Origin of the sequence: Pseudomonas sp. PB103, assembly GCF_009764635.1 — a bacterium.
Taxonomy (GTDB): Bacteria; Pseudomonadota; Gammaproteobacteria; order Pseudomonadales; family Pseudomonadaceae; genus Aquipseudomonas.
In genome coordinates this window covers 27,830-54,144 of the sequence record NZ_RWIL01000074.1, presented here as the reverse complement: position 1 = coordinate 54,144, position 26,315 = coordinate 27,830, and the positions used below count along the sequence as shown (strand labels likewise).

At 56.3% G+C, this 26,315-nt stretch carries 25 protein-coding genes and 1 pseudogene; 13 read left to right on the top strand and 13 right to left on the bottom strand.

The genetic code is table 11. The features are described from left to right. The first annotated feature begins 1 nt into the window (after window position 1). On the top strand, window positions 2-1,168 hold the full coding sequence (locus EJA70_RS13905) for an MFS transporter (RefSeq protein ID WP_158831414.1): 1,167 nt from the start codon (window positions 2-4) through the stop codon (window positions 1,166-1,168). A 200-nt stretch (window positions 1,169-1,368) separates the two neighbouring features. Here EJA70_RS13905 and EJA70_RS13900 read toward each other — a convergent pair whose 3' ends face one another. Then, window positions 1,369-2,490 carry an SMP-30/gluconolactonase/LRE family protein gene (locus EJA70_RS13900; RefSeq protein WP_158831412.1) on the bottom strand — a complete coding sequence of 374 codons (1,122 nt, stop codon included), beginning with the start codon at window positions 2,488-2,490 and terminating at the stop codon, window positions 1,369-1,371. Window positions 2,491-2,747: 257 nt separating this feature from the next. Here EJA70_RS13900 and EJA70_RS13895 point away from each other — a divergent pair, with 257 nt between their 5' ends. Next, the gene (locus EJA70_RS13895; protein WP_158831410.1) at window positions 2,748-4,253 is read left to right on the top strand and encodes a sensor domain-containing diguanylate cyclase; all 1,506 of its coding nucleotides are present in this window, start codon (window positions 2,748-2,750) and stop codon (window positions 4,251-4,253) included. Between the two features lie 175 nt (window positions 4,254-4,428). Continuing rightward, on the top strand, window positions 4,429-5,364 hold the full coding sequence (locus EJA70_RS13890; RefSeq protein WP_158831408.1) for a LysR family transcriptional regulator: 936 nt from the start codon (window positions 4,429-4,431) through the stop codon (window positions 5,362-5,364). Here EJA70_RS13890 and EJA70_RS13885 read toward each other — a convergent pair. The 5 genes and pseudogenes from EJA70_RS13885 to EJA70_RS13865 all read right to left on the bottom strand — a co-directional run. Then, window positions 5,349-5,600 (bottom strand): annotated as a pseudogene (locus EJA70_RS13885) (heme-binding protein); the annotation flags it as partial. The gene EJA70_RS13890 and the pseudogene EJA70_RS13885 sit on opposite strands and share 16 nt — an antisense overlap. 6 nt (window positions 5,601-5,606) lie before the next feature. Beyond that, the gene (locus tag EJA70_RS13880; protein ID WP_158831406.1) at window positions 5,607-6,281 is read right to left on the bottom strand and encodes an HAD family hydrolase; all 675 of its coding nucleotides are present in this window, start codon (window positions 6,279-6,281) and stop codon (window positions 5,607-5,609) included. Between the two features lie 86 nt (window positions 6,282-6,367). Continuing rightward, window positions 6,368-6,550 carry a hypothetical protein gene (locus EJA70_RS13875; protein ID WP_007917639.1) on the bottom strand — a complete coding sequence of 61 codons (183 nt, stop codon included), beginning with the start codon at window positions 6,548-6,550 and terminating at the stop codon, window positions 6,368-6,370. Window positions 6,551-6,706: 156 nt separating this feature from the next. Next, window positions 6,707-7,027: a hypothetical protein gene (locus EJA70_RS13870; RefSeq protein WP_158831404.1), complete on the bottom strand. Its 321-nt coding sequence runs from the start codon at window positions 7,025-7,027 to the stop codon at window positions 6,707-6,709. Between the two features lie 204 nt (window positions 7,028-7,231). Continuing rightward, window positions 7,232-8,293, bottom strand: coding sequence for an SDR family oxidoreductase (locus tag EJA70_RS13865; RefSeq protein ID WP_158831402.1), 1,062 nt, complete (start codon window positions 8,291-8,293; stop codon window positions 7,232-7,234). A gap of 160 nt (window positions 8,294-8,453) precedes the next feature. Here EJA70_RS13865 and EJA70_RS13860 point away from each other — a divergent pair, with 160 nt between their 5' ends. Further along, window positions 8,454-9,377 (top strand): LysR family transcriptional regulator, encoded by a 924-nt coding sequence (locus EJA70_RS13860; RefSeq protein WP_158831400.1) that lies wholly within the window; start codon window positions 8,454-8,456, stop codon window positions 9,375-9,377. Here EJA70_RS13860 and EJA70_RS13855 read toward each other — a convergent pair. Next, window positions 9,374-10,513, bottom strand: a complete 1,140-nt coding sequence (locus tag EJA70_RS13855) for a porin (RefSeq protein ID WP_158831398.1) — start codon at window positions 10,511-10,513, stop codon at window positions 9,374-9,376. The two genes, EJA70_RS13860 and EJA70_RS13855, sit on opposite strands and share 4 nt — an antisense overlap. Before the next feature lie 388 nt (window positions 10,514-10,901). Between EJA70_RS13855 and EJA70_RS13850 the strand changes: the two genes are divergently transcribed. Beyond that, window positions 10,902-12,221 carry an MFS transporter gene (locus EJA70_RS13850; protein ID WP_158831396.1) on the top strand — a complete coding sequence of 440 codons (1,320 nt, stop codon included), beginning with the start codon at window positions 10,902-10,904 and terminating at the stop codon, window positions 12,219-12,221. A 3-nt stretch (window positions 12,222-12,224) separates the two neighbouring features. Then, window positions 12,225-13,403 (top strand): M20 aminoacylase family protein, encoded by a 1,179-nt coding sequence (locus EJA70_RS13845; RefSeq protein WP_158831394.1) that lies wholly within the window; start codon window positions 12,225-12,227, stop codon window positions 13,401-13,403. A 124-nt stretch (window positions 13,404-13,527) separates the two neighbouring features. Here the strand turns inward: EJA70_RS13845 and EJA70_RS13840 are convergent, their stop codons facing one another. The 3 genes from EJA70_RS13840 to EJA70_RS13830 all read right to left on the bottom strand — a co-directional run bounded on the left by EJA70_RS13840 (window position 13,528) and on the right by EJA70_RS13830 (window position 16,022). Beyond that, entirely contained in the window at window positions 13,528-14,169 is a 642-nt protein-coding gene (locus tag EJA70_RS13840; RefSeq protein ID WP_158831392.1) for a 3-oxoacid CoA-transferase subunit B, read from the bottom strand. A gap of 8 nt (window positions 14,170-14,177) precedes the next feature. Next, window positions 14,178-14,870 (bottom strand): 3-oxoacid CoA-transferase subunit A, encoded by a 693-nt coding sequence (locus tag EJA70_RS13835; RefSeq protein ID WP_158831390.1) that lies wholly within the window; start codon window positions 14,868-14,870, stop codon window positions 14,178-14,180. 270 nt (window positions 14,871-15,140) lie between these two features. Continuing rightward, window positions 15,141-16,022, bottom strand: coding sequence for a LysR substrate-binding domain-containing protein (locus EJA70_RS13830; RefSeq protein ID WP_158831388.1), 882 nt, complete (start codon window positions 16,020-16,022; stop codon window positions 15,141-15,143). A gap of 141 nt (window positions 16,023-16,163) precedes the next feature. Between EJA70_RS13830 and EJA70_RS13825 the strand changes: the two genes are divergently transcribed. From EJA70_RS13825 to EJA70_RS13805, 5 genes are all read left to right on the top strand, one after another. Further along, window positions 16,164-16,928 carry an SDR family oxidoreductase gene (locus tag EJA70_RS13825; RefSeq protein WP_158831386.1) on the top strand — a complete coding sequence of 255 codons (765 nt, stop codon included), beginning with the start codon at window positions 16,164-16,166 and terminating at the stop codon, window positions 16,926-16,928. Window positions 16,929-16,948: 20 nt separating this feature from the next. Next, on the top strand, window positions 16,949-17,764 hold the full coding sequence (gene aroE / locus EJA70_RS13820) for a shikimate dehydrogenase (RefSeq protein ID WP_158831384.1): 816 nt from the start codon (window positions 16,949-16,951) through the stop codon (window positions 17,762-17,764). Window positions 17,765-17,820: 56 nt separating this feature from the next. Beyond that, a complete protein-coding gene (locus EJA70_RS13815) occupies window positions 17,821-19,290 on the top strand; it encodes an MFS transporter (protein ID WP_158831382.1) in 1,470 nt (489 codons plus the stop codon). A gap of 105 nt (window positions 19,291-19,395) precedes the next feature. Continuing rightward, window positions 19,396-19,911 carry a cupin domain-containing protein gene (locus tag EJA70_RS13810; protein ID WP_158831380.1) on the top strand — a complete coding sequence of 172 codons (516 nt, stop codon included), beginning with the start codon at window positions 19,396-19,398 and terminating at the stop codon, window positions 19,909-19,911. A gap of 401 nt (window positions 19,912-20,312) precedes the next feature. Beyond that, window positions 20,313-21,398, top strand: coding sequence for a hypothetical protein (locus EJA70_RS13805; RefSeq protein WP_158831379.1), 1,086 nt, complete (start codon window positions 20,313-20,315; stop codon window positions 21,396-21,398). 73 nt (window positions 21,399-21,471) lie between these two features. On the opposite strand, the gene EJA70_RS13800 is transcribed toward EJA70_RS13805, so the two are convergent. After that, window positions 21,472-22,620, bottom strand: coding sequence for a hypothetical protein (locus tag EJA70_RS13800; protein ID WP_158831378.1), 1,149 nt, complete (start codon window positions 22,618-22,620; stop codon window positions 21,472-21,474). A 343-nt stretch (window positions 22,621-22,963) separates the two neighbouring features. After that, window positions 22,964-23,455, bottom strand: coding sequence for an AAA family ATPase (locus tag EJA70_RS13795; RefSeq protein WP_256677673.1), 492 nt, complete (start codon window positions 23,453-23,455; stop codon window positions 22,964-22,966). Window positions 23,456-23,608: 153 nt separating this feature from the next. On the opposite strand from EJA70_RS13795, the gene EJA70_RS13790 reads away from it, so the two are divergent. Both EJA70_RS13790 and EJA70_RS13785 read left to right on the top strand, forming a co-directional pair. Next, window positions 23,609-24,433 (top strand): HNH endonuclease, encoded by an 825-nt coding sequence (locus EJA70_RS13790; protein WP_158831377.1) that lies wholly within the window; start codon window positions 23,609-23,611, stop codon window positions 24,431-24,433. A 37-nt stretch (window positions 24,434-24,470) separates the two neighbouring features. Next, entirely contained in the window at window positions 24,471-25,208 is a 738-nt protein-coding gene (locus EJA70_RS13785; RefSeq protein WP_158831376.1) for a hypothetical protein, read from the top strand. 87 nt (window positions 25,209-25,295) lie between these two features. Here EJA70_RS13785 and EJA70_RS13780 read toward each other — a convergent pair whose 3' ends face one another. Beyond that, complete coding sequence (locus EJA70_RS13780) at window positions 25,296-26,312, bottom strand: hypothetical protein (RefSeq protein ID WP_158831375.1); 1,017 nt, start codon at window positions 26,310-26,312, stop codon at window positions 25,296-25,298. Between the last annotated feature and the right edge of the window lie 3 nt (window positions 26,313-26,315).

Here is a 26,315-nt window from a genome sequence, read left to right as displayed (position 1 = left end):
CATGCGTATCAATCCACCACTTGTTGCACTCGCCGTCGGTGCCTTTGGCATCGGCGTAACAGAATTCGCCCCCATGGGCATGTTGCCGGGTATCGCTGCAGACTTGGGCGTTTCCATTCCCGCTGCCGGTTTGCTGGTCAGTGCTTATGCGCTGGGCGTGTTGCTCGGCGCACCGCTGATGACCCTGACCACTGGCAAGATTCCCCGGCGCTATCTGCTGATCGGGCTGATGGCGATTTTTACTCTGGGTAATCTGATGTCAGCCTTGGCCACCGATTACTACAGCCTTATGGTCGCCAGGGTGGTGACCTCACTGAACCATGGCGCATTTTTTGGCGTCGGCTCGGTTGTCGCCGCCAGCCTGGTCGCTCCGGAGAAACGTGCCGGAGCGGTGGCGGCGATGTTCATGGGGCTGACCCTGGCGACTATCGGCGGTGTGCCGTTGGCGGCCTGGTTCGGCGAGTTGTACGGTTGGCGTACGGCTTTCTGGGGCATTACCGGATTGGGCGTGGTGACGATGGCGGCGCTGTGGTTCGCGCTGCCCAATGTGCGGGCGCCGCAAAGCGTCGGGGTCATGGCCGAAATTCGGGTATTGGCGCGCGGCCCAGTGCTGGGCGCGTTGGCCCTGACCGTCGTTGGCTCGAGCGCGATGTTTACCGTGTTCACTTACATCGCACCGATCCTCAGCAACGAGACCCATGCATCTACCGCCTTCATCACCGCCATGCTGGTGCTCTACGGTGTCGGTTTGACGCTGGGCAACATGTGGGGCGGCAAAGCCGCAGACCGCTCGATAGACCGCACCCTCATTGCCTCGCTGAGCGTGCTGATTCTGGTCTTGTTGGCGTTCACTGTACTGATGCGTTGGCCGCTGCCGGCCGCCGTGGCCATTCTGATCTGGGGTATCGCCAGCTTCGCTCTGGTGCCGCCGCTACAGATGCGCGTCATGGAAGCGGCCAAGGACGCGCCCAATCTGGCCTCGGCGGTGAACATCGGCGCCTTCAACTTCGGCAATGCGATTGGCGCAGCGCTGGGCGGCGCGGTGATCAACGCGGGTCTGGGTTATCCGGCGATCTCCCTGGCGGGAGCGGCAATGGCGGGACTGGGACTGCTGATGGTGTTGGCGTTTGCCTGGCGCTCCAGAACGATTGAAGCCGCTGTGGTGTGACGAGCTCCAGGTCACCCTGAAACAGCCACGTTGGGGTAGCCACAAAAGCCCTTGATAAAGGCCCGCTCGATGGAGCACCTGTCATCATCCGTTTTTACAAGATCCGGCAGGGCGAAAACAGTAAACGCGCTTGAATGCCGCGCATCATCGGATGCGCGGCCATTTTCGACACTCGCAAAACCGTCGCGAGACGAGCTTTTTTACAACGCAAACGTAGTCCCACGAGTATTCACAAACAGCGAATAGATCGAGTGACTGCTGGCCATGAACAGCCGATTCCCTTCTCGCCCGCCAAAGCACAAGTTCGGGCAGCGCTCTGGCAGCGAAATGTGCCCGATGGCTTTGCCCTGCGGATTGAAAACACGCACGCCGTCGAGTTTTTCCAGATCGGCCTTGGGATCGCCATTGCCGCCCCAGCCGCACCACAGGTTGCCCGCTTCGTCGCATTTGATGCCGTCGATGGCGGCGTACTCAAGCCCTTCGATGTGCTTGCGGCGTTCGCCGAGGGTGCCGTCATCTTTAACTGTAATAGCCCAGATCAGGCGATTGGGCTTGGCGCGTCCTTCGACGACGTATAGGGTTTTTTCATCCGGAGAAAAGCACAGGCCATTGGGGCCGTTGAGGTCGTCGATGACCCGCGTGACTTTTTTGCTCTCGCCGTCGATGCGGTAGACAGCGTGGGGTTGGCTCGGGGTGATTTTGTGGCCTTCGTAGTTGTTGCCGGTCTGGAAGGGCGGATCGCTGAACCAGATCGATCCGTCACTTTTGCAGACGATGTCGTTGGGCGAGTTGAAGGGTTTGCCGTCAAAGCTGTCGGCCAGCACGGTGATCGTGCCATTGGCTTCGGTGCGCGTGATGCGCCGGCCTTCGCTGGTGGTGGTGGAGCCTTCGCAGACGATCAGACGCCCTTGGCGATCCCGGCACATGCCGTTGGAAAAGTTGGAGTGTTCGCGGTACACGGAGAAAGTGTCAGTGATTTCGTCCCAGCGCATGATGCGATTGTTGGGGATGTCGCTGACCAACAGATAGCGGCCATCACCGACCCACACCGGCCCTTCGGCCCAGCGCATACCGGTGGCGAGTTTCTCAACGCTGGCGTTGAAAATTCGCAGCTCAAGGAAGCTGTCATCGAGGATGTGAATCAGCGGATCAGGGTAGCGCTGACTCAAGGGCTCGGCGGCCTCGGCGATCCGGGTCAGTGCGGTGCTGCCGACGGTAGCGAGCGTGGCGGAAACGGCGAGGGACTTTTTCAGGAAGCTGCGGCGGGTATTGCCTACCGCTCGGTCAAGGCTTTCAGGTTTGGCGGACAGGGATGAGTCCATGTAGCGATCTCCGTGGTTTTATTGTTTTTGGGGGAGAGGTAGTAATACCTTGTGTTAGGACATCGTACAACTCATTCATGGATTCTGTTACTGAGCCTGTGTCGCGAGACTTCACTCAGTGATTCCCTGAACAATCTGTTGCTGCAACGTTTCACCACTGCTTGTATCCTTGCTCGCGGCGAGCGCAGGAGTCTGCAGCCATTGAGTCGCTCATGAGTCGCTGGAACGGAAAACCGGACTTTCCAAAAGGTAGCAATGTGAAGCGTGATACTCATCTGGTTGTGCTTTTGTTGTGTGTGATCGGTTGTTCCCTCGCGTCCTTGACGGTGTGGAAAGTGTTGGCCTCTCGAGAGCGCGCACTGGAAGAAGTCAATGTCCATGGCTTGAACCTGACCCAGGCGTTGGCGACGTACTCCGAAGGCATCGTGCGCCAGAGTTCATTGCTGTTGCTCGGCCTCGTCGAACGTCTGGAAACCGAAGGCAGTGGCCCCGCGCAGATTCAGCGGCTGAGTGCCCTGGTCAAGCGCCAGGAACCGTTGATGCCGCAGCTCAGTGGCATCACCATCTACGATACTCAGGGCCGCTGGCTGATGTCTTCCAACCGGCCGATTCCCGCCGGGGCGAACAGCAGTGATCGCGCCTATTTCATCCATCATCGCGATGATCCCTCGCGCGAGACTTTCATCGGGCCACCGATTCAGAGCCGCTCCAATCAGGAATGGGTGATTACCGTCAGCCGCCGTTTCAACGATGCTCACGGCGAGTTTGCCGGCGTGGTGGCGGTGACGTTGGGGGTGGAAAACTTCCTGCGCCTGTTTGGCAAGCTCGACGTCGGGCAGGACGGAGCCATCGGCTTGTCCTATACCGATGGCACGTTGCTGGTTCGCTATCCATTTCGCGAGCAGGACATGGGCCGCAACTTTTCCAAGTCGCCCATTTATGCGAAGTATCTGGTCGATCACTCAGTCGGCACCGCGTCGTTCACCTCCAGCCTGGACGGCGTTGAGCGGCTGTACGCCTTCCGCAAGAGTGATCGGCTGCCCTTGATCACCACCGTCGCCCTCGGCAAACGCGAGGCATTGGCCGCGTGGCGCCTGGAGGCGTTGTTGTCGGCCGTGGTGGTGGCTGGGCTACTTGGGCTTACAGGCTTGATCGGCTGGTTCCTGATTCTGGATATCCGCCGGCGCACGAAGGCCGAAGATCAATTGCGCGGGACGCAGCAGCAGTTGCTCTCATCCAATCGGCAACTTGAGTTGCTGGCGATGAAGGACTCCCTGACGGGGCTGGCCAACCGACGCTGTTTTGACGAGAGTCTCGCCATCGAAGCACGGCGCGCAAAACGTGACGGTACGACGCTGGCATTGCTGATGATAGATATCGATTACTTCAAGCTGTTCAACGACTCATTCGGACATGTCGCCGGTGATGCCTGCCTGCAAACCGCCGGCAAGATACTCGAGGAATGTGTGCGTCGACCGTCAGATCTGGTGGCGCGTTATGGCGGCGAAGAGATGGGCATCATCATGCCGGACACCGACGCTGAAGGCGCCGCAGTGGTGGCGCAACTCATCCTCGACCGCCTCAAGCAACAGAACATCGCGCACAGCGCCAGCCCGGTCGGGCGCCTGAGCGTGAGCATCGGCATCGCTACGGCAACCGGCGCGCAACTGGAGGGCTTGCAGGGATTGATCGAAGCGGCTGATCAGGCGCTGTACAAGGCCAAGGCGCTGGGGCGTAACCAGTTTGCGCGTGACGGCCAATAGCCGATGTTCTTTACTCCAGGAGCCGCACTGGCGCCTGGTATCGCCGTTGACGATACCTGCCAGCGAAGCACGCGATTGGTGCAACGGTTAACCGCTGGTTAAGGTCATGATTTCTAGTGGATCCTGCCCGTCATTGCGGGCCGACACTTGAGCCACCGCCTTCGACGGAACCGACATGCGATACCGACGCCTCGACCTTAATCTGTTGGTTGCGCTGGACGCTTTGCTGAGCGAGTGCAGTGTCAGCCGGGCGGCCGAGCGTCTATGCCTGGGACAGTCAGCTGCCAGTTCGGCATTGGGCCGTTTGCGTGAACATTTCAATGACCCGCTACTGGTGCCAGTGGGGCGACGCCTGGAACCCACCGCGTTGGGGCAGGCGTTGCTGCCAAAAGTGCGTGCGGCGCTTGAACTGACCCGGGAAATCGTCGACGCGCCGCTGGATTTTGATCCGGCACATTGCACCCGGCACATCACCCTGGTCGCCTCCGATTACGTCGCCGACGTGCTGCTGCCAGCGGTCAGCCGTGTATTGGCACGCATGGCTCCGGGCATTCGCTTGAGCCTGCGTGACATGCCCGTGCCGCGCGACGGCGATGTCGTCAGCGAAGCACTCGATTATCGGCGCAGTGATTGCGTCATCGTGCCGCAGCGCCGGTTGAATCCGGCCTATCCCCATGTGCCGCTCATGACGGACCAGCTCTGTTGCATCGTCTGCGCGCAACAGCCACAGTTTGCCGAGCAACTGAGCATGGCCGACTATTGCGCCGCGGCGCATGTGGTGCGCGAGTTCGCTGACGGGCACAACCTGGCGATGGACGCCATGCACCTGCATGAACTCGGGATTGAGCGGCAAGTGGCGGTGACCGTTGAAAGCTTTGTGCTGATGCCGCAGTTCATCGTTGGCACCGCGCGCATTGCCACGGTGTTTCAACGACAGGCGCAACGCTTCGCCCAGCGTCATCCGTTGCGTATTCTCCCGGCGCCGCTAGCATTTCCCGAGGCCGTTCAAGTCTTGCAATGGCATCCCTATCAAGCACACGACCCGGTCATGCAGTGGTTTCGCGGCCTGCTCGTGGAACAGGCCGCATTGCTCGATCAACCCTCTGGCTGATCGCCGCTGTCGGCGACCAATCCGGCCTTGGCGATGGCCAGCAATGCGCAGCGCTCGTCGTTGTCCGAGGTATCGCCACTGATGCCGATGGCCCCGAGCACCACGCCCTCGGCATTTCGAATCAGCACGCCGCCCGCCACCGGAATCACCTCGCCGCCAGTCAAACTGTTTATAGCGTCGAAAAACGCCGGCATGGCCTGCGCGCGTCGCGCCAGTTCACGCCCGCCAAAACCCATGAAGGCTCACGGACGGGAAGCCACCTCGTCCAGGTGCTGCAGCAGTGCCAGAGGATCCTCGTAGACTCGGAGTGCACCTGCACGTTCAAGCTCTCCTGTGTCATAACCACCTGAAAGCAGCCCTATACCGGTGGCCTTGCAGCGTCGTGCGGCAAGCATGTCCCAGATGGCGTCGCCGATCACCAGGCAATCTTCGATGGGCACATTGAGTTTGCTTGCAGCGGCGAGGAAAAGATCTGGATCGGGCTTGCCATACTTGACGTCATCACGGGTGATGAGATTCACCTCCGAGATATTCAAGCCCAATGCCTTCAGATTTATCGCCGCAGTGTCCATGCCACCGCTGGTCGCAATACACCATTTGAGCTGATCGCGGTTCAGAGTATCGAGAAGCTCGACAGCGCCAGGCAGAGCGGTTATTTGGCCTTGCAGATCCTTGTAGGCTTCAGCATGTTTATCGCTGAGCCTTTTAGCCTGGTCTGGTTTGATCTCCAAACCGGTCTCACGGGCTAACATCTTGAGCATCAGTCCACCGCTCATACCTATCTTTCTGTGAATTCGCCACATGGCCAACGGTATGTCTTCTGAGTCGAGCGCGGTTTTCCACGCGAAAACATTCTGGTAGACGCTATCAGTCAACGTGCCATCCAGATCAAATAAGAATGAGGTTTGCTGGCGCATACGTGACACCTCCATTAAGCAAATTTCGGGTAGTAGATATCGCGTACTCGAAATATCGGTCGCACCGAATACCAAGGGTGCTGACGTTAGTCCTTGAGTCTTTCCAAGTCGGCTGGGCCGGGTTCCACACGTGGTTCGTCGCCAAGGAACTCATCTTCCCTGACCACTCGTTCGTCATCTGTTAAGCCTGTTTCTGACACGTCCGAGACGAGAGCAGAATCTTTCAGTGCTTTGCTTTTTTTTGATGAAACGGAGCTTTTTTCAGTCATAAGATTTCTCCTCGCCCCTTGAAATTCGAGGCGCTCAATTTTTCGAAAACATATGCTCTGAGTCGTTCCGTCTTGCGCAGATATCAAAGCGGAGAAAGCGCAGCGCATGAATGCCACTGCGGTTTCCATCGCCTTACTTCAGCCATGGGCCAATGGTTAATCAGACGCATGAAGCAACCTGAACCATTCAGCATAAGGCGAGTTAGTGACCCGGAATCGATTGAAATCAGGACTGCCATCAACCCACCAAACAGGGCCCCGCTCACCAAGCGCTACTTTGGCCAGTTGTACTTTTTCCCGAGCGCGCTTCATCTGCGATTCGTCTTCCGAATCCTTTGCCTTCTTCACCTCCCGTCGAGCTGCCATGAGTGCATCGACGAGACGCTGGCGCACGTCCTCTTGCAATGATGGATTTGAACAGCGCCACAGCTGCCCTTTGACAACGAAGTAACGACCGTCAGGTGTCACTGGATGCATTCCTCACCTCCGATCTTCAAAGGCCGCTTTTCCAGATACTTCACGATGAAGTCCTCAGATTCGCTGGTGTTGCGATAGAGGATGGGGGCACGGGTCGGGAAACTAAGGAGCTGTCACAACCGTACACCCGCCAATGTGGAATTATCGTGATGGGAGTAGCACGGTGGGTTCGGTGGAAAAATCAGACAGCGTTGCTGGCTGAACCTAGGGTATCAGGCGCATCTCGCGTAGTTTGTCGAACACGTCGAAAAATGCCTGATCGCTTGCTTGATACGCAGTGAAGCCCATTGCACGGCTTTTCGACATATCCGTGACTACTTCGATGGGTCGGCCGAGATCTGCATCGGTGTGCCATGGGGACACCAGGCGACCAATATCGGATTCTTTCAAACCGTGTTCCGCAACCATTTGCGTCCATGCGGCCTGGTCGTTATCCATCTGCTTCTCGAGCGGCGAAAGTGAAGCGGGATAATCGGCAGCAGGCAAGTCGAAGTAGTCGGCAATTCGGCTCCACATCCATTTCCAGCGGAATACATCGCCATTAGTGACGTTGAATGCCTGATTGGCCGCAGCCGGCGTGGTGGCCGCCCACAGTTGTTGTTTCGCCAACTGCCGGGCGTCCGTCATATCGGTAAGGCTGTCCCACTGCACTTTTGAACCTGGAAACACGAAAGGGCGATGGGTCTGTTTGCAAATCGAGGCATAGACGGCGAGGGTGGTTGCCATGTTCATTGCATTACCTACAGCAACCCCGGTGACGGTATGCGGGCGATGAACGCTCCAGGTGAAGCCGTCCTTTGCAGCCGCAGCGAAGAGCTCGTCTTCTTGGGCGTAATAGAAATTCTCGACATCCAGACGACCCTGCTCTTCGCGAAACGGTGTCTGCGGAAGGCTGCCTTTGCCATAGGCTTCAAATGGGCCGAGGTAGTGTTTCAGGCCCGTCACCAGTGCTACGTGCTTGACACTCTTGGCTGGACGAATGGCGTCGAGGACATTGCGAACCATGGCGGCATTGACACGAATGTTCTCGGCCTCCGTGGCTTGCCGTGACCATGTGGTAATGAATACGTGACTGGGTTTCAAATCCGCCAGCGCCCGTGCCAGCGAAGCAGGATCCTGAAGGTCTGCCGCGACAGGTATCACGCCTTGCACTGGCGACGGGCGCCTCGAGAGCGCGGCGACCTGCCACTGGTTGTCGATGAGTAACTGAGTGATGGCGCTGCCGACGATGCCGCTGGCGCCCACGACCAAAGCTGTCTGGGTCATACGTTTCTCCTGGATTTAGATCTGGGAGTCCACGTCAGCAACAGAGGTTCAACCTGAACCGGATCCGCATTAGCCTGGCGAGCTGCGCTCAGCGACAGAGTGGTAACTGGCCGGCATCTTGCTTTATGGTTGGCGCCAAATAAAAAGCGAGTCGCACACCGTGAAATTCCATCAAATCAGAGCCTTGGTCGCGATCAACCTGTGCGGCAGCATCAATGAAGCCTCGCAGATGTTGCATGTCACCCAGCCTGCGTTGAGCCGTTCCATCAAGGATCTGGAGCGCGAACTGGGCCTGACCCTGCTGCAGCGTTCCTATAAAGGCATGTCGTTGACTGACGAAGGCCGGCGGATCATCCGGCATGCGCACATGGCGGTCGAGAGCATGCGGCGCCTGCAAATCGAGGCCGATAATATCCACGACATGGCTGTGGGCGAGGTGGCTGTCGGCGTCACTTCACTGACCGCCATGCTGCCGGGTTTTGAGAAATGCATCAGTGACTATCAGGCGAAGAACCCTCGCGTGCGGATCAAGCTGATCGAGCTGCGCCCCAGCCATATCGTCCAGCGTTTGCGCGACGGGACGCTGGACTTTGCCCTGACGTCTCAACAAAACACTCAACGTCTGAATCTCGATTGGGAAGCCCTGCACCGGATCAAGGGCACGGTGGTATGCAGTCCGAACAACCCGATGCGGCATTCGCCCTCGTTGCGGCAATTGCAGTACGCCAACTGGATCAGCCTGGACGAGGTAGACGACCGATCCTCACAGTTCTACCAAATGTTCGAGGTCAACGATATTCACCCGCCGCAGAAGGTGATCGAGTGCGCCTCGTTGTTTCTGGCCTTGCGCCTGGTGGAGAATGCCGATGCGTTCATGACCCTGAGCAATCTGGCGCTGGGCAGTGCACTGCCGCCGGGAAGGGTACCGGAACTGGTCCTCGTCGAAGTCGAGGAGGTCATCCCCGAATACCCGATTTATCTGGTGTGCGTTGACCGCCATTCGCTGACGTCGCCGGCGAGAGATCTGTTCAACGGTCTCAAATCCAAATTGGCCGCTGAGTCTTCGGCAGAGCCGACTTACTAGAAGTGGTAGTACATGCCGACGGCCAGGTTGCTGGGGTCGTCGCCGGTTTGCTCGAGGGGGATTCCCGCATAGCTGATCGCGGATTCCGGGCGGTTATCGATCAGGGCGACCCGACCGTAGATGGCCCAGTTCTTCTTCAGGAAGTGGTCGTAACCGAGCATGATCCCGATGGCGTCCTTGTCGCCGAATTCGATGTCGCGCTTGACCAGTGCCATGCGCGCCACATCGGCTTTGCCGACGGGCGCGGAAAGGCCCAACGTCCATGCGCTCATGCTTGGCGTCGCGTGGTAGTCGACGTCCTGGCGTTGCCAGGTGATATTGGCAGACAGCGGCCCGAAGTCATAAAACGCTGAAGCGCTTTTGAAATAGTTGTGGGTCTGCCGCTGGCGGTCGCCGTCGTCCCATGGATCGCTCAAGTAATCATTGATTGAGCCCAGCAAAATCCACCGCGCATTGCTGTACTGAACACTCATGCCTTTGCCGCGCACGGTTTTGCCGGAGCTGGCGGTATCGTTCAGTCCCAGGCTCACGGCGGTGGCCACGCTGAAACCGGCGAATTTTGGCGTGGTGTAGGCGAGGGTGTGCTTGGGGCGCATATCCAGATAATAGGCACCGCGCCCGGCCGGCGGGCTGGTCAGGTAGGTATAGGGCGAACCGTAGGTGGCGAGGAACGGATCAGCAAACGTCGGCGTACCCATGCCATAGGTTTTACCGAACTCCAACTTGCCGTAGTCCCGCGAACGCAGCGCCGCCACTGCCAGGCGTAGCGTGCCGACCTGCTTCCAATGCTCGTCGAGCGCTTGGCCATTGAGGTTGAAACCTTCCTCGACGTCGAACTCCAGCACCGTGTCCGGGTTGAGGGCCTTGCGCATGTAAAGCCCGAGCTTATTGGTCCAGGCGCCACCGCCCGCAAGTTTGCTTCCGGAGTGATGGCCCGAGTCCTGGTAATTCACAAAGGCATCGAGCGTGCCGTAGACATTGAGCTTGTCGGTGTAACCCTTATCGACGTTGTAATAGCCAAATCCCGGCGCTACTCGGGCGATCGCAGGAAACCCCTCAGCCTGGCTGCATGTCGGCGCCCCGAGCCCCAACAGCAAAGCGGTCAATGAACAATTGCGCGCGGCGGACATAACCATTTCAGACGCTCCGTAGACGTGATGGCTGATGGATCGCAGCCTCCACGAAAATAAAAACCGGCGGAAATGGTCAAATTTGCATGGCTATGCCTAATGGTTAATTTGCTGGTAAATGACCGGTGCATTGAGGGCGACAAGCGTGCGCAAAGATCACAAAAACAAGCCCGATTACCTCGATTCGGCGACTGCATGAGTCTGGAGAATGGAAGCCATTGGTGCGATACCCGCCTTCAAGCCCTCGCGCGGCACCGTTGTAGGGCGCATTCAAAGGACGTTACGCAAGCAAGTTAACCAGTGGTTAATTGCCTGCAAAAAGCGCAAGTGATTCGTCTTCGGAGTTCCCCGATAGTTGGTCTCGCATAACGCCAATAAGAAATCGGAGCGTGCCATGACGACCCTGCATTCGGACACTTCCCTGGCCGACGGAACGATGCGTTCCAATCCGGCCACATCCAACTCAAGAAAAGCCACGGTAGCGTGCGCCCTGGGCAATGCCCTGGAGATGTACGACTTCACGATCTACAGCTTTTTTGCCGTGATCATCGCCAAGAACTTTTTCCCCGCCCAGTCGCCGATCGCCTCATTGCTGATGTCGTTGACGGCGTTCGGAGTGGGCTTTCTGATGCGTCCGGTCGGAGCAATGGTGATTGGCCGTTTCGCCGATAGAAAAGGGCGCAAGGCCGCGCTAACGCTGACTATTGCACTGATGACGCTAGGTACGGCGCTGATCGCATTCGCCCCCACTTATCAGCAAGCCGGGGTACTGGGCACCGTCCTGTTGGTCATCGGCCGGCTGACTCAAGGTTTTTCCGCTGGCGGCGAAATCGGCACCGCCTCGGTGTTGATGATGGAGTCGTCGGCGACCGGCAATCGTTGCAGCAACGTCAGTTGGCAGGCTGCGAGTCAGGGTTACGCGGCGCTGGTCGGGGCTGGCATCGGACTTCTTCTGAGCAGTGTCATGACCGCGCCCGACCTGGAAGCATGGGGTTGGCGTATTCCTTTTGTCATCGGTTTGCTGATTGGCCCTGTCGGCTGGTACATCCGCCGCTGCCTGCCGGAAACCCTTGAACAGACCACGATCAGCGCCACCCCTTCAACCGTGCGCAAACCCGGCTGGCGCGAGGTCATTGATCTGCGCAACACCGCACTCGCCACCGGCCTGATGGCGAGCGCCACCATCGGCATGTATTTGTTCATTTTCTATATGCCGGCGTATCTGGTGAGCGCGCTGCACTATCCGCAGCGCAGCGCCTTGGCGATTGCCTGCGTTGCAGCCGCGTGCCTGGCGATCATCACCCCAATTGCAGGACGTTACGCCGACCGCCACGGTCTGCGCAAAAAACTGTTGGTCTGGACGATGACCTTACCGGTTATCGCAGCATGGCCCGCACTTTGGCTGTTGTCGCATACCACTGACTTGTACATCGCGATGCTGATCGTTGCACTGCTGGTCCTGCCAGGTTGCGTGGGCTCCGGGGCGTTTTTCGCGATGATCATGGAAGCCTTCGCCAAGCCACACCGAGCGCTCGGCACCTCGGTGAGTTACAGCTTCGGCGTCACCTTGTTCGGCGGCTTCTCGCCGTTGATCGCCACTTGGCTGACCTCGGCACTCAACACACCCACGGCCCCGGCGTTCTACCTGCTTGTCGGCGGCGTAATCAGCCTGTGCTGCCTGAAACTGTTCCCGGAAAACATTGGACGAGACTGACCCATGCGCAACCAACAAAATAAATCAGCGTTAAGCGAAACCGAACTGCAAAGCTTCATCGCCTTGCGCCGACAAATTCATGCGGCGCCTGAGTTGGGCGGCGAAACCCCGAACACCGCTGAACTGGTCGCCGCCAAACTGACGCAATGGGGCTATCAGGTGCATCGCGGTATCGGCGGACATGGTCTGGTCGGTGTCCTGAAAAGAGGCGAGGGCACACGCCGTATCGGTCTGCGCGCCGACATGGACGCGCTGCCCATGCAAGAGAAAAACACCTTTGCGCATGCCAGCCAAATTGCCGATCGCATGCACGCCTGCGGGCATGACGGGCACACCGCAATCCTGCTCGCGGCGGCTTATCGCCTGGCAACCCACGGCGAATTCAACGGCACCCTGAATCTGATTTTCCAACCGGACGAGGAGGGCTTGTGTGGCGCCAAGGCGATGATCGATGACGGCCTGTTCCAACGGTTTCCCTGCGATGCTATTTTCGCGCTGCATAACATGCCCGGTTACCCCTTGGGCACCGCTGTGGTTCAGGCGGGGCCGACCATGGCGTCCTCGGAACGTGTGTCACTGCTTATCACCGGCCAAGGTGGACACGGCGCCATGCCAGAGAAGTCGGTTGATCCACTACCCGTGGTGGCCAGCCTGATCAATGCGATCCAGACCATCAAGTCGCGCAATCTCGGCCCAGAAGAGTACGCGGTCATCAGTATTGGCATGCTCCAGGCCGGGAGTGTCTACAACATCATTCCTGACGAGGCGCGCATGCTGATCAGTGTGCGTACCGATACTCCGCAGACTCAGCAAAAGATCAATCAGCGACTCGAGCAGATCGTCCGCGGTCACGAGCAATCATTCGGCGTGAGCATTGACCTGGAATTCACTCCGCTGGCCCCGGCACTGATCAACGACGCCACCGAAACACAAAGAGTGCGCGAAAGCCTTGAACCACTGTTTGAACCTGGCCACCTGCAAAGCCGAGGACCGAAGGTCATGGGTACCGAAGACTTCGCCTGGATGCTCGCAGAAGTGCCGGGGTGCTATTTCTTGCTGGGCAATGGTGAGGGCGAGTTTCACGGCTGCTCCGTGCACAACCCGCACTACGACTTCAATGATGAGCTGATCCGGTTGGGTGCCGATTGCTGGGTGAAACTGGTGGAAGATTTTCTCGCCTGAGCACTCTGATCAGCCTCGACCGCCAGCGCTGGCCCTGCGGCTTTGAAACTCAAGCGTCAGAATCCATCGCCGGACGTACGCAATGTCGTCCGGCGCAGGGGGGGGAGCGAACCGACGAACCCCGTCACTGGATCAGCGGCACACCACTGAGCGATTGCAGATCTTCAAAGCTGATATCAGCCAGAATTTCCCTGACCTTCAAGCCCTCAGCCGTCACGTCGAGAATTGCCAAGTCAGTATAAATCCGCGTCACACAGCCAATGCCTGTCAGCGGGTAGGTGCATTGCGGCACCAACTTGCTTTCGCCTGTCTTGGTCAGGTGATCCATCATGACGAACACTTGGCGTGCGCCAGTCGCGAGGTCCATGGCGCCGCCCACGGCCGGAATGGAACCTTCAGCACCGGTGTGCCAGTTGGCCAGGTCACCATTGACCGAGACCTGAAAAGCACCGAGAACGGCGATATCGATGTGTCCACCACGCATCATCGAAAAAGAGTCGGCGTGATGAAAGTACGCACCACCGGCCAGCAGTGTTACGTGTTGCTTGCCGGCATTGATCAGATCATCGTCTTCCTCGCCCGGCGCCGGACTCGGGCCCATGCCCAACACACCGTTTTCGCTGTGCAGGAACACTTCCTTGTCACCCAGATAATTGGCCACCAGCGTCGGCACGCCAATGCCGAGGTTCACGTAGGAGCCTTCAAGAATATCGTCGGCCACACGCTGGGCCATTTCGCTACGCGAAAGTTTGTTCAAAACAGTCATGGCGGACCTCAGTTGGCGTTGGCTTTCGGAAGACGGGCGAGTGGCACGGCAACTACGCGCTGAACGAAGATCCCCGGTGTGACAATGTGCTCGGGATCCAGCTCGCCCAACTTGACGATCTGGTTGACCTGAGCGATAGCCGTTGTCGCCGCCATGGCCATGATCGGCCCAAAATTACGTGCAGCCTTGCGATAGGTGAGGTTGCCCCAGCGATCACCTTTTTCGGCCTTGATCAGTGCCACATCGGCGTGCAGCGGCATTTCCAGCACGTAGTTGCGGCCGTCGATCACCCGCGTCTCCTTGCCTTCAGCCAGTAGCGTTCCATAGCCTGTTGGCGAATAAAACGCACCGATGCCTGAACCGGCGGCGCGAATGCGTTCAGCCAGGTTGCCCTGCGGAACGACTTCAAGCTGTACCTTTCCTGCAAGGTAAAGTTCGTCGAATACATAGGAATCGGATTGGCGCGGAAACGAACAGATGACCTTGGCAACCCGCCCAGCCTTGAGCAAGGCGGCGAGACCGATTTCACCATTGCCGGCATTATTGCTGATGATGGTCAGCTCGCGGGCGCCCGAGGCGATCACACCATCCACAAGTTCGGATGGCATGCCGGCGGTACCAAAACCACCGACCATGATGGTCGAGCCATCGGCTATCCCATCAAGTGCGGCAGCGATGGATTCAAACGTTTTATCGATCAAGGCGTACCCCATGTTTCATGTTGACTAGACAGCGAAATCTGGCTGCAAAAACCGCTTGAATCACGGTGACTGCACCGGTGTGCATAGCCTGCCAAACAATTGGCCAGTGAAGGAGGGCCGGCACTTGATGTCGTGCGATCAGCGAACGCTACCTTGAGTCATTCCCGTTCCGTGCGGTGACGAGTTGACGCTGATGCTGCTGCCCTTAGCGTCTGAAACTCACTCACTGAAGGGATCAATCATCAGTTGCCGGAACATTGGATGTATTTCTTACACTGGATAGAGTTCGTCCAGCACTGTCATCAATGCTCGCTTCCGTGGGTTTTCCAGTCCGAGCCAGGCCACACCGATGCCCGCGCCGCTCATGGGCAGCGCCAGTGGCCGGGTCACCACGCCGACTGGCAGCGCTGAAGCGGCGCCACCTGGCAAAATACCGACGCCCAGCCCGGCAGCGACCAACGCCAATTGTGTAGTGAACTCGCCCATTTCCCGGGCGATGGTCAACGTCACTTTACGGCGATGAAAACCCGCCAGCATTTGGTCGTATAAACCGGGCGCGAATTTGCGCGCGAGCACCAATACCGCAGACCCGGCCAGATCCTGAGGTTTTATACGAGCCTGGCTGCAAAGTGCGTGGTCTTGCGGCAGCGCCACCACCAGCGACTCCTCGAAGAGCAAACGGGTGTGCACGCCAGGCACATTCAAGGGTAAGCGCACCAGACCGAAATCCAGGGCGTTGTCCAGCAACGCCCGGGTCTGCGGCAGCGAGGGCATATCCTTGAGTTCCAGCTCGATGCGCGGATAGCGCTGCTCCAGCGTGCGCACAAGCGTTGGCAACAAGTGCGCCAGCGTCGACGACACAAATGCCAGACGCAGCACCCCGGCTTCTCCGGCTGCAGCCTGTTGCAACACTTCACGGGCCCGAGCGGCCTGACGCAGGGTTGCCAAGGCTTCGGGGAGAAACAGCGCACCTTCTTCGGTCAACTCGACGCCGTGACGATCACGTTCGAACAGCAGCGCGCCAACATCGTCTTCCAGTGCGCGTATCTGCGCACTCAACGCCGGCTGGACAATGTGCAGACGCGCTGCCGCACGACCAAAGTGCAGTTCCTCAGCCAAGGCTGCAAAAGCCCGCAAATGCTTGAGTTCCATTGATCCTCCTGATCCGTACGGTGTTTCTGGTGATCACGATCGGTGATTACGGCATCACCATAAACGATTGGCACGCCGGGGCGGAAGCGGTCGAAAGTGGGGTCGTTGCCCTATGCATAAAACCAAGAAGGGGAGGCACAGATGATCGATAACTTTCGCCTGAATCAGCGTCGGGCGCTGATTACCGGCTCGGTGCGAGGTATTGGACTGGCCTTGGCGCGCGGATTGGCACAGGCGGGCGCTCAGGTGGTGATCAATGGTCGCGATGCCCAACGCGCACAAAGTGCCTGCGCGTTGTTACGGGATGAGGGGCTGGATGCGGAATATTCATTGTTCGACGTGACCGACCACCAGGCCGTTGCAACCGCGATCGATGCGCTGGAACACCGCTCAGGCCCGATCGACATTCTGATCAACAACGCCGGTTTGCAGCATCGTCAGGCGCTTGAAGACGTGAGTGCGCAAGACTGGCATCGACTCATGAGCACCAATCTCGATGGCGTCTTCAACGTGTCCAAGGCCGTGGCCCGACACATGATTGCTCGCCGGCGCGGCAAGATCATCAACATCGGCTCGGTACAAAGCGAACTGGCTCGCGCCTCTATCGCGCCGTATGCCGCCAGCAAAGGGGCCGTGCGCATGCTTACTCGTGGCATGTGCGCCGACTGGGCCAGGCATGGCCTGCAGATCAATGCCCTGGCCCCAGGCTATTTCCGAACCGAACTCAACCAGGCGCTGGTCGATGACTCGGCTTTTTCCGACTGGCTGGTGCAACGAACGCCTGCCGGACGCTGGGGCAATGTCGAGGAACTGTGCGGTGCGGCGGTGTTTCTCGCTTCGTCAGCCTCCGACTTCATCAACGGCCAGACCCTTTTTGTCGATGGTGGCTTGACCAGCGTCGTCTAACTCTCGTAAAGGACACCAACATGCCTCAATCCCTGCCAACCTTGTGTGGATCCATCATGGGGTCGCCGTTTTCGCTTTCGGCAAAAATCCACAACGCCGCTTACGCCGCATTGGGCCTGGACTACACCTTTGTCTGTTTCGGCGTCGAAGATCCGGTTGCGGCCGTGGCGGCCATTCGCGCGCTGGGCGTGCGCGGCATGAACGTTTCGATGCCGTACAAAACTGCAGTCATGCCTTGTCTGGACAAGATCGACGAATCGGCCCAAGTGATTGGTGCGGTCAACACCATCAACAACGTCGAGGGCGTGTTGACCGGTTACAACACCGACTACCTGGGAGCCGTGCGCGCCCTGCAAGAAGTCACCGAGCTGAGTGGTAAGCGTATCGCTGTGATCGGTGCCGGCGGAGCAGCTCGCGCGGTGGTTTACGGTTGCCTGCAAGCAGCGGCGGAGGTCACGGTATTCAACCGCAGCATCGAACGTGGTGCCGCCCTGGCCGAGGATCTTGGCGCCCGGTGGGGCGGCAACGTCGGAGCATTTGCGGCGACGTCGTTCGACATCGTCATAAACGCCACCTCCGTAGGTTTCAAACAGCCTGAGAGCAATCCACTGGACGGCGTTCTGGCCAGCCACCTGATTGTGATGGATGTGGCTTTCATGCCGGTGCAGACCGCGCTGCTGTTGCAAGCCAAAACACTGGGTTGCCGCACCGTCGCCGGCACTCGCATGTTGGTGCATCAGGCTTGTCGGCAGATCGAGCTGTACACCGGCAAAGACGCGCCCATCGACATCATGGAGCAGGCCATGCTCGAGGAAATACAGCGCCTGAAATTGTAAGCAATCCCACTACCCGTCAATAACAAGATGCCAGAAAGGCACTTGGAGGTAACACGATGGCTCATGATCACTCACCATCCGACGTTGCTTTGATCCCCGACGCGCGCGAACAAAAGAAAGACCTGCATCGCGCAGCCTGGGCCTGCTCTTTGGGCAGCGCTCTTGAATACTACGACTTCGCACTTTATACCTTGGCCTCGGCGCTGATCTTCGGGCCGCTGTTCTTCCCCGAGCAGACCCGTGCCATGAGCCTGATCGCCAGTTTCGGCACCTACTTTCTGGGCTTTGCGGTACGCCCCTTGGGCGGCGTACTGTTCGGCATGCTGGGTGATCGGGTAGGGCGCAAGTTCGTGCTGACGTCGACGGTGCTGTTGATGGGTATTTCCAGCACCCTGATTGGCGCACTGCCTACCTTCCATCAGATCGGTTATCTGGCACCGGTATTGTTAGTCGTCCTGCGCCTCTTGCAGGGGCTGGGTGCCGGGGCGGAGCAGGCCGGTGCGGCAGTGATGATGACCGAATACGCTCCCGAGGGGCGGCGCGGTTTCTACGCGGCGTTGCCATTCCTCGGTATTCAGTTGGGCACCATCCTCGCGGCGCTGGTGTATTTCCTGGTGGTCAGCGGCAATGACAATGTCATCGCGAGCGGGCTTTGGCGCGTGCCGTTTTTCAGCAGCGTGGTCATCGTGGCATTGGCCTTGTACATGCGCATGTCGCTTCAGGAATCACCGACGTTCGTGCGTCTCAAGGCGCTCAAGCGTGTCTGCGACAACCCATTGAAAAGTGCGATGGAACACTCCAGACCGACGTTGTTGCTCGGTATCGGGCTGCGCCTTGGAGAGAACGGTGGGTCATCGATTTACCAGGCTTTGGCGGTGAGCTACATCGTCGGCGTCGTGGGTTTGCAAGGGCCGGTGGGCGTCTTGACCCTGATCTGTGCAGCCTGCCTCGGCGCGATGACCGTGCCGATTGCCGGAAAGCTCAGCGACCGGTTTGGTCGTGTCGTGGTCTACCGGGCTTTCGCAGTGCTACAACTGGCACTGGCATTTCCGGTGTGGTGGGTGCTGAGTCTTGGCCATGTCGTGGCGAGCATCATTGCGATCTCCATCGCGCTGGGCATCGGGACCTGGGGCATGTTCGGCACCCAGGCTGCGTTGATGCCTGAACTCTTTGGCTCGCGTCACCGCTACATGGGGGTATCGATCGCTCGGGAAGTGTCTGCGGTCATCGCCGGTGGTATTGCGCCGATGATCGGGGCTGGCATCATCGCTCTGGTGGTGGCGAGCCATGACGGCGATGCCAGCGCGGGGATCAATGCATGGCTGCCGATCGCTTGCTATCTGAGCCTGCTCACGTTGATCACTCTGTACACCACGTTCAAGACTCCGGAAACACTTAATCGTGATTTGGACGAGGCCCGCGATGCCTGGGAAATGGCCCGTGCAGGAAAAGTGATGGGGGGGGACATTTCAGGCGTTCACGTGAGTTCGGCGATTACCGTCCGGCATAGCATCAGGGCGCGCTGAAGGTGCTTTTGGAAGAGGGCGTCGGCTAGAGTCAATACTTAGCTCTACTAAACGGTCATTTAGTAGAGCTAAAGTAAAACGCCGCCAATTCTTACGGAGAAGGTCATGATTTCACGCCCAAACCATGCACAGGACGTCATCAAAGCGCTGGATCTGGAGCCTCACGTCGAAGGCGGCTATTTTCGCAGAACCTATCAGGCTGATCATAGAGAAATGCTCGATACCACGGGTGGCCCTCGATACCTGATGACCTCGATTTACTATCTGCTGACCGAAGATTCGCCGGTGGGCCAGTTCCATTTCAACCAATCCGACATTCTGCATTATTTCCATTTGGGCGACGCCATTGAGTACAGCCTCATTCATGCCGACGGTTCACTGCAAACGCTGGTGATGGGGAGCGAAGTTTTGAGCGGTCAGCAATTGCAATTACACGTACCAGGCGGGATCTGGAAAGCTTCACGCTTGCTGAGCGGTTCGAACGGATTTGGATTGATCAGTGAAGCGGTTTCACCTGGATTTGATTTTGCGGACATGGAGATGGGTGATCGGCGGAAACTGTCGGCGCGGTTTCCACAGCATCGAGTGCTGATAGAAATGCTGACGCGTGTGAATGATTGAGGGGTGGAGATTTCAAGGATGGGAATCGGCGAGGTTAAAGGTGCTTGGAGGTGATGCTGGAGATTCAATTCCAGTGTGTGACTGGGCTAGATCTGCAATATCTTGTTACGTGTAATGTATATTATGTTAAATCATGTGCTATGTCAGATATGTTCATGAGCTGTCTGTTTCCAGTTACCCACGAACGAAATTTCACAAAACCCCGAAACGTTCGAAATCATAGGGTTGACTCCACTTCTTAATCAGCTGGCCGAGATTGAGTTTCACAAAACTACGATCACTGACTCCTCCCGGAAGATTCCTCCTATAGCCACCATCTGATCTGAGCATGGGCTATAACTACATGAATGTCGTGACTGAACATCAGACCGTTGCGGATTATAGCCCGCGGGGGAAAATTCATGGCTGTGCCGTTTCGCCCATTTCCTATCTTCCCGCCTTACGATCGTTGGCACCCTAACGCCTCAGAAGAGTTTCCAGAGAATCATAGCGTTCGCCGTAGGCTGGAAGCCCTTGGAGTCGATTGCCTTCCATTTACGAGCGTTTGGTATTGCACAAGCTTCTTGGAAACGGCGGCTCACAGTTGGCCGTCCGGTCAGGCCGAATCTCGATATGGTCTTACGAGCAGAGTTTGTGAAAAAATGCTTAATTGGTCTTTCCTGAACGGCATGATTTTTTTAAAGCAACCTCCTAATGCTTGGTGTTCTGAATCACCCCATACTAGATATATGTCGACACCTATTACCTCATACCGGGATTGGGAGCTGAATGATAAATGGCGACCGTTTTATCGGTTTATTGACAATGCTCAGGTCGGCATCCAAGGCCGGAGGGATATGCAGCGATCAGCGCAAATTGCCCGTGAATTTTTTGCCTTTTACATTTCTAAAACAGGAATCGCAAAAGCAAACTGCGCGGCCCTTGTGTCGGCTGATTTTATTAATGAGGCGCCTCTTAATCGACCTTCAAAAGTCCATAAGCCATCTGAATTGAACTGGGCGTTCACCCAGGTTATGAAGAATCCCACGCAGATTCGTAGGTCAGAACAAGTTTTGCTCTATATGGCAATTGCGCGATTTACAGTTATTCATGTTGGGCAGGCGCGATATTTAAATCAATTTTTCAAAGGATTAAATGGCAACTGGATGTTCCATAGTGGCCATTTAGCAGCTGCCACGATAGAGCTTTCTCCGGAATTCTCAGATTATCTTGAACGTTATTTCATTTATTACGGCATCAGCCTGAACGGCAATATCCCGGCAGTCCCCCTGTTTCCCACGAATGACGGGCTGTTTGGCTATTCTCTAGATGCTATTCGGCGACATATGAATGATGTGGCAGGTATGTTGGCGGCAAAAGCCAGCAAAGACGACGACCCTCAAATTAGGTTGCTAGAAATGAGTCTAAAGCGCATCAGCTTTGCATCCATTCGACGGTCATCTGAGTATGACTCTATATTTCGGCGGCGTAATAGCCGTCGTAGCTGACTGCTCGATACCAAATTTTACTCGATCGTGCCACGAGCTAGCAGCACGATTGAGTCATCACAATCCGACGAATTTAATTTTTTTGAGCTTTCTCGAAATGGTTTTCTGAATAGTTAGTAAAAAAATCCCGCGGGCTCCTGCCTGACGGGCTCACTGTATCGTTATATTGCGCAATGCTAATTTGTAGATGCTTTTTGAATTCATCGACAGTAAGTTCATGTAATAGTCCATCCCCTTCTCCACCAGGCAGGCTTAAAATGTGCGTGATCTGATAAATCAACCGCTCCATGGATCCTTGGCTCTGCCAATTCAAGCGGCGAGAAATGATATTTTTACTGCGAAGCAGTTCACTGAGCTTGACACTCTCGATGCTGGAATCGATTTCAATGCTCGTAATCCGATATCCGGGCGTTTCGTCGATAGCTTCAATAACCAGACTGTCTAATAATTGTTGAATGTTGCCATCGATAGCTATTGCCTTTCCGAGTACCATCCTACTCGGTTTATGCACCAGGAATGCTAGCCAAGGGCGGGTTGTTGAACCGTCGGGCGAAAGCACCAGTACATCAGGGCGATACAAATCGAAAGCTAGCTCAATGTCCTTAGCTGCCGCCAAGCGGTGATCACTCTTGTTTGTGATCAATCCTCCCCGTCCGGCCTTCCTGTAAACTACGATCCCAATCGGTGTCTTTCCATTAGCGGAAAGTTTGCCATCAGACTCCCAGAAAGCTTCGCCTTTAAGTGTCCAACTTTCCCTCGCGCTCCACACCGTTTCATCACAGGTGAAGTTTCCTGTGATTACCAGTTTTCCCTTAGGGCTCCACGTTGAACCGACTTTTTTTGCAAGAAGCTCTCGATCATCTAATGCTGCAGCAACAGCATCATTGCCGTGTTTCGAGTAGAAAGATTCAATGCTGGTGAAAACGGGAGCCGGCAACATACGCTCCAGTGCTTCGATGCATACAACTACTACTTCCTTTGGGTAATCGCAAAGCCGGGAAGCACGGGTTTCACCCAGGGACATGTTCAGAATGAAAAAATCGGCATCCATAAGATGAAGGTCAAGGTTTTGATCGTCCTCCTCATGCTTAAGTGCAGCGTAAGTTTCGTAGCCAAGGAGTGCTGCGAGGATTTGAAGCAAAGTGGAGTGTTTAATCTCAATACCGTTTGTGCTCAATGCGGTTTGAGCATACAGCGATAAAGGGCTAAGAATGCTTGCCATCTTTCGAATCTCCGATTCTGCTGATGCTGGTCGCTTTATCCTCAGCAAATAAGGAAATTAGAAGATGTCGGATAGACGACTGACGCACCTCATTTAAGTCGACCAGAGCTTAGGTGAGGCAGCCAATCAAAACTTTAGTCGGTTACGCCTGGCTTTTCCAATAACGGTGATGAGCGGTAAAATCGTTTAATTAAATTAGCCTATGCCTAACTAAAAATTAGGCGGCAGCTAACTTTTCTAATACTCGCCCTAACTGTGTTTCCTAGGCGTTGTTCTCCGAGCTTGTCGGTCGCGAATCAAGTTGCCTGCAAGATGTCGGTCTTGACCTTGAAGGCCTCCCCTCTCACGCCCGCGCGCTCCGCTGTGCTGTGCTGTTCATAACCATAGAGCTCTCGACGAAAGCAGCGTTTGACCGTGCGAGAATCGATGGTAGCCACACAGAGCGCCCGCGGTCGCCGTGTGAGTTCGCTATCGGCGAAGGAGCGCCATTCGTAGGTGTAATACTCGATCGGTAGTTTACTGCGCCCAGCAACCCCTGCAGTTCATCTGTGTTTTGCAGATAGAGTTCGATGAGAATTTGCGGGAGTGCAGGCTTCATTCCAGCTCTTCTGAGGGTCAGAAACTCAGTCACCACATCGGTGTTAAACCAATGGGGATTCAGCTCCTCCAGAATTCCTCTGCCACCGATCCGCCCGTTGAGCGCCAGCGAGATGGCCTCCATTAAGGTGGATTTGCCGGCGTCAATGTCTCCGACCAGGATGTTCACGCCCGGGTTAGGCTTCAGTAGGAAATCTTTGTAGATGCGGTACCCACGGATGCGGATTTTGGTGATCACGTTCGACGTTCCTAGGCCAGTTGCTACTATATGGCGCTTTAATGGCAGGGTCGCCTGATGCTATAAGCGAAGCGGAACGTTGTCGACTCCGTTATTTTCTGCTGTCCCCCTTCCTTCGCAGCCCGCCAGACAACCGAATGCACAGGATTTCGCATGACCATCCCTTACTACCCAAACCGTAAAGCATTTATCGAATCCTTGGGAGCCACGTGTAAAAACTGGACTTGGAGTTGGTCGTTTGTGAATCACCTAGAGCGCAAAGTCATATTCGGTGCTTGGGACATTCATGTGGACGGCGACCGCACACTCATACTTTGCGAGGGGTGGGAGATAAAGAAGGGACGTCGCAACAATGGCTACGCGCAGAGCGTTGAGCATCTCAGGTTAGTCGCCGAGCAGGGATACGAGCTTTACACATTCAAGATTACGCACTCGGACGAACTCCAGGACGAGGACGGCGTGGGCCCTGCAAAGATCAAAGGTTCTGAACGATTTATCACTCGCAAATGGCTGCTTCAGCAAGAAGGTAGATGGTACGCGTGTGAAGAAGTACCTATCCCAGTAATTCCCGAAGAAGTCAGTCATCCTGAGCTCTACCTGGAGGGGGCACTGAGAGAGGTGAAGGTCAACGCATACGAGCGCAATGCTCAGGCCCGGGAAGCATGCATTCGGCATCACAAGGCTGTGTGTGCAGCTTGTAAATTCGACTTCGGCTCGGTCTACGGCGAGATCGCCAAAGGGCTTATCCATGTTCATCACATCGTACCCCTGAGCACGATCGGCGCGGAATACAAGCTCGATCCAATAACCGATTTGATACCGCTGTGCCCGAACTGCCATGCAGTCGTACATCGTGGCGCCGAAGTCTTGAGTATAGATAAGCTCAAAGAATGCTTAGCCGCGGCAAATGGGGGAATGCCTGAGCTTTTAGCACCCAGTAATACGCCGCCTAGCCCTACCCCTGCACAGGGATTTTAGGAATGTAACTCCTCCACTGGTTCCGCCCGAGGTAATGATGTCGTTGTCCGTTTTAAGGTTCGCCTGGTCTAAAATTCGCGACCATCAGGTTAGTAAGTACGCCCTACTCCTGATAGCTCCTGTCGTTGTAAAACCGTTGGATTTCACCCCTACCAGAAGGCCGATCCATTTGCGGCTGAAGGGGCTCTGGGGATTGCCAGTAGTTGTTGCTGGGGTGTGGGCGGCGATAGCCGGCTTCAGCCTGGAGTGGGCTTATGGAAGTTCTGTGGGGCCTGGAGTGTCGGTTGCCGAGGCATTGAAAATCGTCGGTCGCCTCAAGAATATGGCCTGGGTGTTGGTGACCGCTTCGACTGCAATCCTGCTATATAGCATCAGCGCTCTACGTTGGGGATTCCACTGCGCTGCGATCCAGTTGCTGAGGAGATGGTTTCCCACTATCAGCATGCCGCACTGCCTTTTCTTTGTCGTCAATACGTCGGGATGGGGGCTGTGGCTTGCCATATACATATATGGGCTGTTTCAAGCGATCAAATGGTGGGTCAGTGCAGGAAAACCTACATATGCGCCGGACGCCAGTAACTTGACCGAGCCGTTGTTACACTTAACCGTTCTTTGTGCTTTGGGTGGACTGCTGCACTTGGCAACTCGGAATAGTAATGAAGGGTTGCGCGCGCTTTACGGAGGGCATAAAGGGCTGAGCTTTTTGGTCACCGTCGTAGGCATCATCTTGATGTTTCTCCTTGGCAGCCTTTCATTAATGCTCGGCTATCCGTGAGGGTCGCCCCTTCCTCTGCGAGCTCTGATCGGGTTAGAAGCGAAACGTCGGCCCATAACTGATGTATTTTCTGACAATTTGTACGGTTCAACTTACATCTCGAACGTTGTCAAACGACCAATCCGCCAGCCCCTCGCAACCCGTCATTAGGTAGTCAGCGCGTATCCCCGATGTAGGATCCGCCATGAACGCCATGAAATCTAAGGCCTGATTTTTCGCTACTGCAGGTAGCGAATTCCACCAGGAGATCCGGATCGCGTGGTTCTCGCAACACGCGAGTGAGAATCTGAGCAGCATGTCCTCAATTTTTGCTCCACTGCGTCCTGATTTCGCTAAGGAGTGAACGAGTCGCTGGCAGCTCAGATTGCTTGATTCATGCCATGCCAGAACAAACGCCCAACCGTATGCTGTCGGAGCTGTAAAGAAGACCAAAAGATCCAGATCACTGGTTTCGGGCCCCAAGTTCTGTAGTTGTTGCCCTTGAAAATCAAAATCAGGAAATATCAGCCCCGAGGCTTGTATCGACCATCGAGACGTCGAGCCAAAGATGACGAATTTTAGCTCGGGAAAATCGTTGGCAGCTAGGCAGTCATCGTATATGAGCTTGTGGCGCTTAAGCCGCTCAAAACCAAGGGACTGTCCATAGGCCGCTCCGATCAGAAAACGGCGCTGGTCACGTGTCAGTCCTGTGTGCTCGAGCATCTCAGTGAGAGTCTTCGATGCGTTCTCTTTGACAAAATATTCTCGGCAGATACTGCGGTATGCGTACAAAGCCACCTGGTGTGGATCGACCGAAAGGGGCCGATCATCGATGGGTGAGAAAAGCTTGTTGTCATGCTGTTTGCACATCCCTGGGAACGTCGACGCGCGATTCACCCCAATTTTTTTTGGTACTGGTTTGCCTCCCGTTTCCTTCAGGGTCGACAGGTCGGCATTGAGTCGGTAAACATGACCGGCTTCAGCAATCAGTCCCAGTTGCCCCCGCTTCTGTATGGAGTGGGCCGAGATAATCTCATTGCATTGAATTCCATCAGTGAAATGTAGGCAGCGCCCCTTCTTGCTTTGCCGCTTCATGACTGCCTGATGCGCGTTTGCGAATGACATATC

What these genes read in the sequence shown, in the direction of transcription:
- EJA70_RS13905 (WP_158831414.1), top strand. Translation starts at nt 2, where the DNA reads ATGCGTATCAATCCACCACTTGTTGCACTCGCCGTCGGTGCCTTTGGC.
- EJA70_RS13900 (WP_158831412.1), bottom strand. Translation starts at nt 2,490, where the DNA reads ATGGACTCATCCCTGTCCGCCAAACCTGAAAGCCTTGACCGAGCGGTA.
- EJA70_RS13890 (WP_158831408.1), top strand. Translation starts at nt 4,429, where the DNA reads ATGCGATACCGACGCCTCGACCTTAATCTGTTGGTTGCGCTGGACGCT.
- EJA70_RS13880 (WP_158831406.1), bottom strand. Translation starts at nt 6,281, where the DNA reads ATGCGCCAGCAAACCTCATTCTTATTTGATCTGGATGGCACGTTGACT.
- EJA70_RS13875 (WP_007917639.1), bottom strand. Translation starts at nt 6,550, where the DNA reads ATGACTGAAAAAAGCTCCGTTTCATCAAAAAAAAGCAAAGCACTGAAA.
- EJA70_RS13870 (WP_158831404.1), bottom strand. Translation starts at nt 7,027, where the DNA reads ATGCATCCAGTGACACCTGACGGTCGTTACTTCGTTGTCAAAGGGCAG.
- EJA70_RS13865 (WP_158831402.1), bottom strand. Translation starts at nt 8,293, where the DNA reads ATGACCCAGACAGCTTTGGTCGTGGGCGCCAGCGGCATCGTCGGCAGC.
- EJA70_RS13855 (WP_158831398.1), bottom strand. Translation starts at nt 10,513, where the DNA reads ATGGTTATGTCCGCCGCGCGCAATTGTTCATTGACCGCTTTGCTGTTG.
- EJA70_RS13850 (WP_158831396.1), top strand. Translation starts at nt 10,902, where the DNA reads ATGACGACCCTGCATTCGGACACTTCCCTGGCCGACGGAACGATGCGT.
- EJA70_RS13845 (WP_158831394.1), top strand. Translation starts at nt 12,225, where the DNA reads ATGCGCAACCAACAAAATAAATCAGCGTTAAGCGAAACCGAACTGCAA.
- EJA70_RS13840 (WP_158831392.1), bottom strand. Translation starts at nt 14,169, where the DNA reads ATGACTGTTTTGAACAAACTTTCGCGTAGCGAAATGGCCCAGCGTGTG.
- EJA70_RS13830 (WP_158831388.1), bottom strand. Translation starts at nt 16,022, where the DNA reads ATGGAACTCAAGCATTTGCGGGCTTTTGCAGCCTTGGCTGAGGAACTG.
- EJA70_RS13825 (WP_158831386.1), top strand. Translation starts at nt 16,164, where the DNA reads ATGATCGATAACTTTCGCCTGAATCAGCGTCGGGCGCTGATTACCGGC.
- aroE (WP_158831384.1), top strand. Translation starts at nt 16,949, where the DNA reads ATGCCTCAATCCCTGCCAACCTTGTGTGGATCCATCATGGGGTCGCCG.
- EJA70_RS13815 (WP_158831382.1), top strand. Translation starts at nt 17,821, where the DNA reads ATGGCTCATGATCACTCACCATCCGACGTTGCTTTGATCCCCGACGCG.
- EJA70_RS13810 (WP_158831380.1), top strand. Translation starts at nt 19,396, where the DNA reads ATGATTTCACGCCCAAACCATGCACAGGACGTCATCAAAGCGCTGGAT.
- EJA70_RS13805 (WP_158831379.1), top strand. Translation starts at nt 20,313, where the DNA reads ATGGCTGTGCCGTTTCGCCCATTTCCTATCTTCCCGCCTTACGATCGT.
- EJA70_RS13800 (WP_158831378.1), bottom strand. Translation starts at nt 22,620, where the DNA reads ATGGCAAGCATTCTTAGCCCTTTATCGCTGTATGCTCAAACCGCATTG.
- EJA70_RS13790 (WP_158831377.1), top strand. Translation starts at nt 23,609, where the DNA reads ATGACCATCCCTTACTACCCAAACCGTAAAGCATTTATCGAATCCTTG.
- EJA70_RS13785 (WP_158831376.1), top strand. Translation starts at nt 24,471, where the DNA reads ATGTCGTTGTCCGTTTTAAGGTTCGCCTGGTCTAAAATTCGCGACCAT.
- EJA70_RS13780 (WP_158831375.1), bottom strand. Translation starts at nt 26,312, where the DNA reads ATGTCATTCGCAAACGCGCATCAGGCAGTCATGAAGCGGCAAAGCAAG.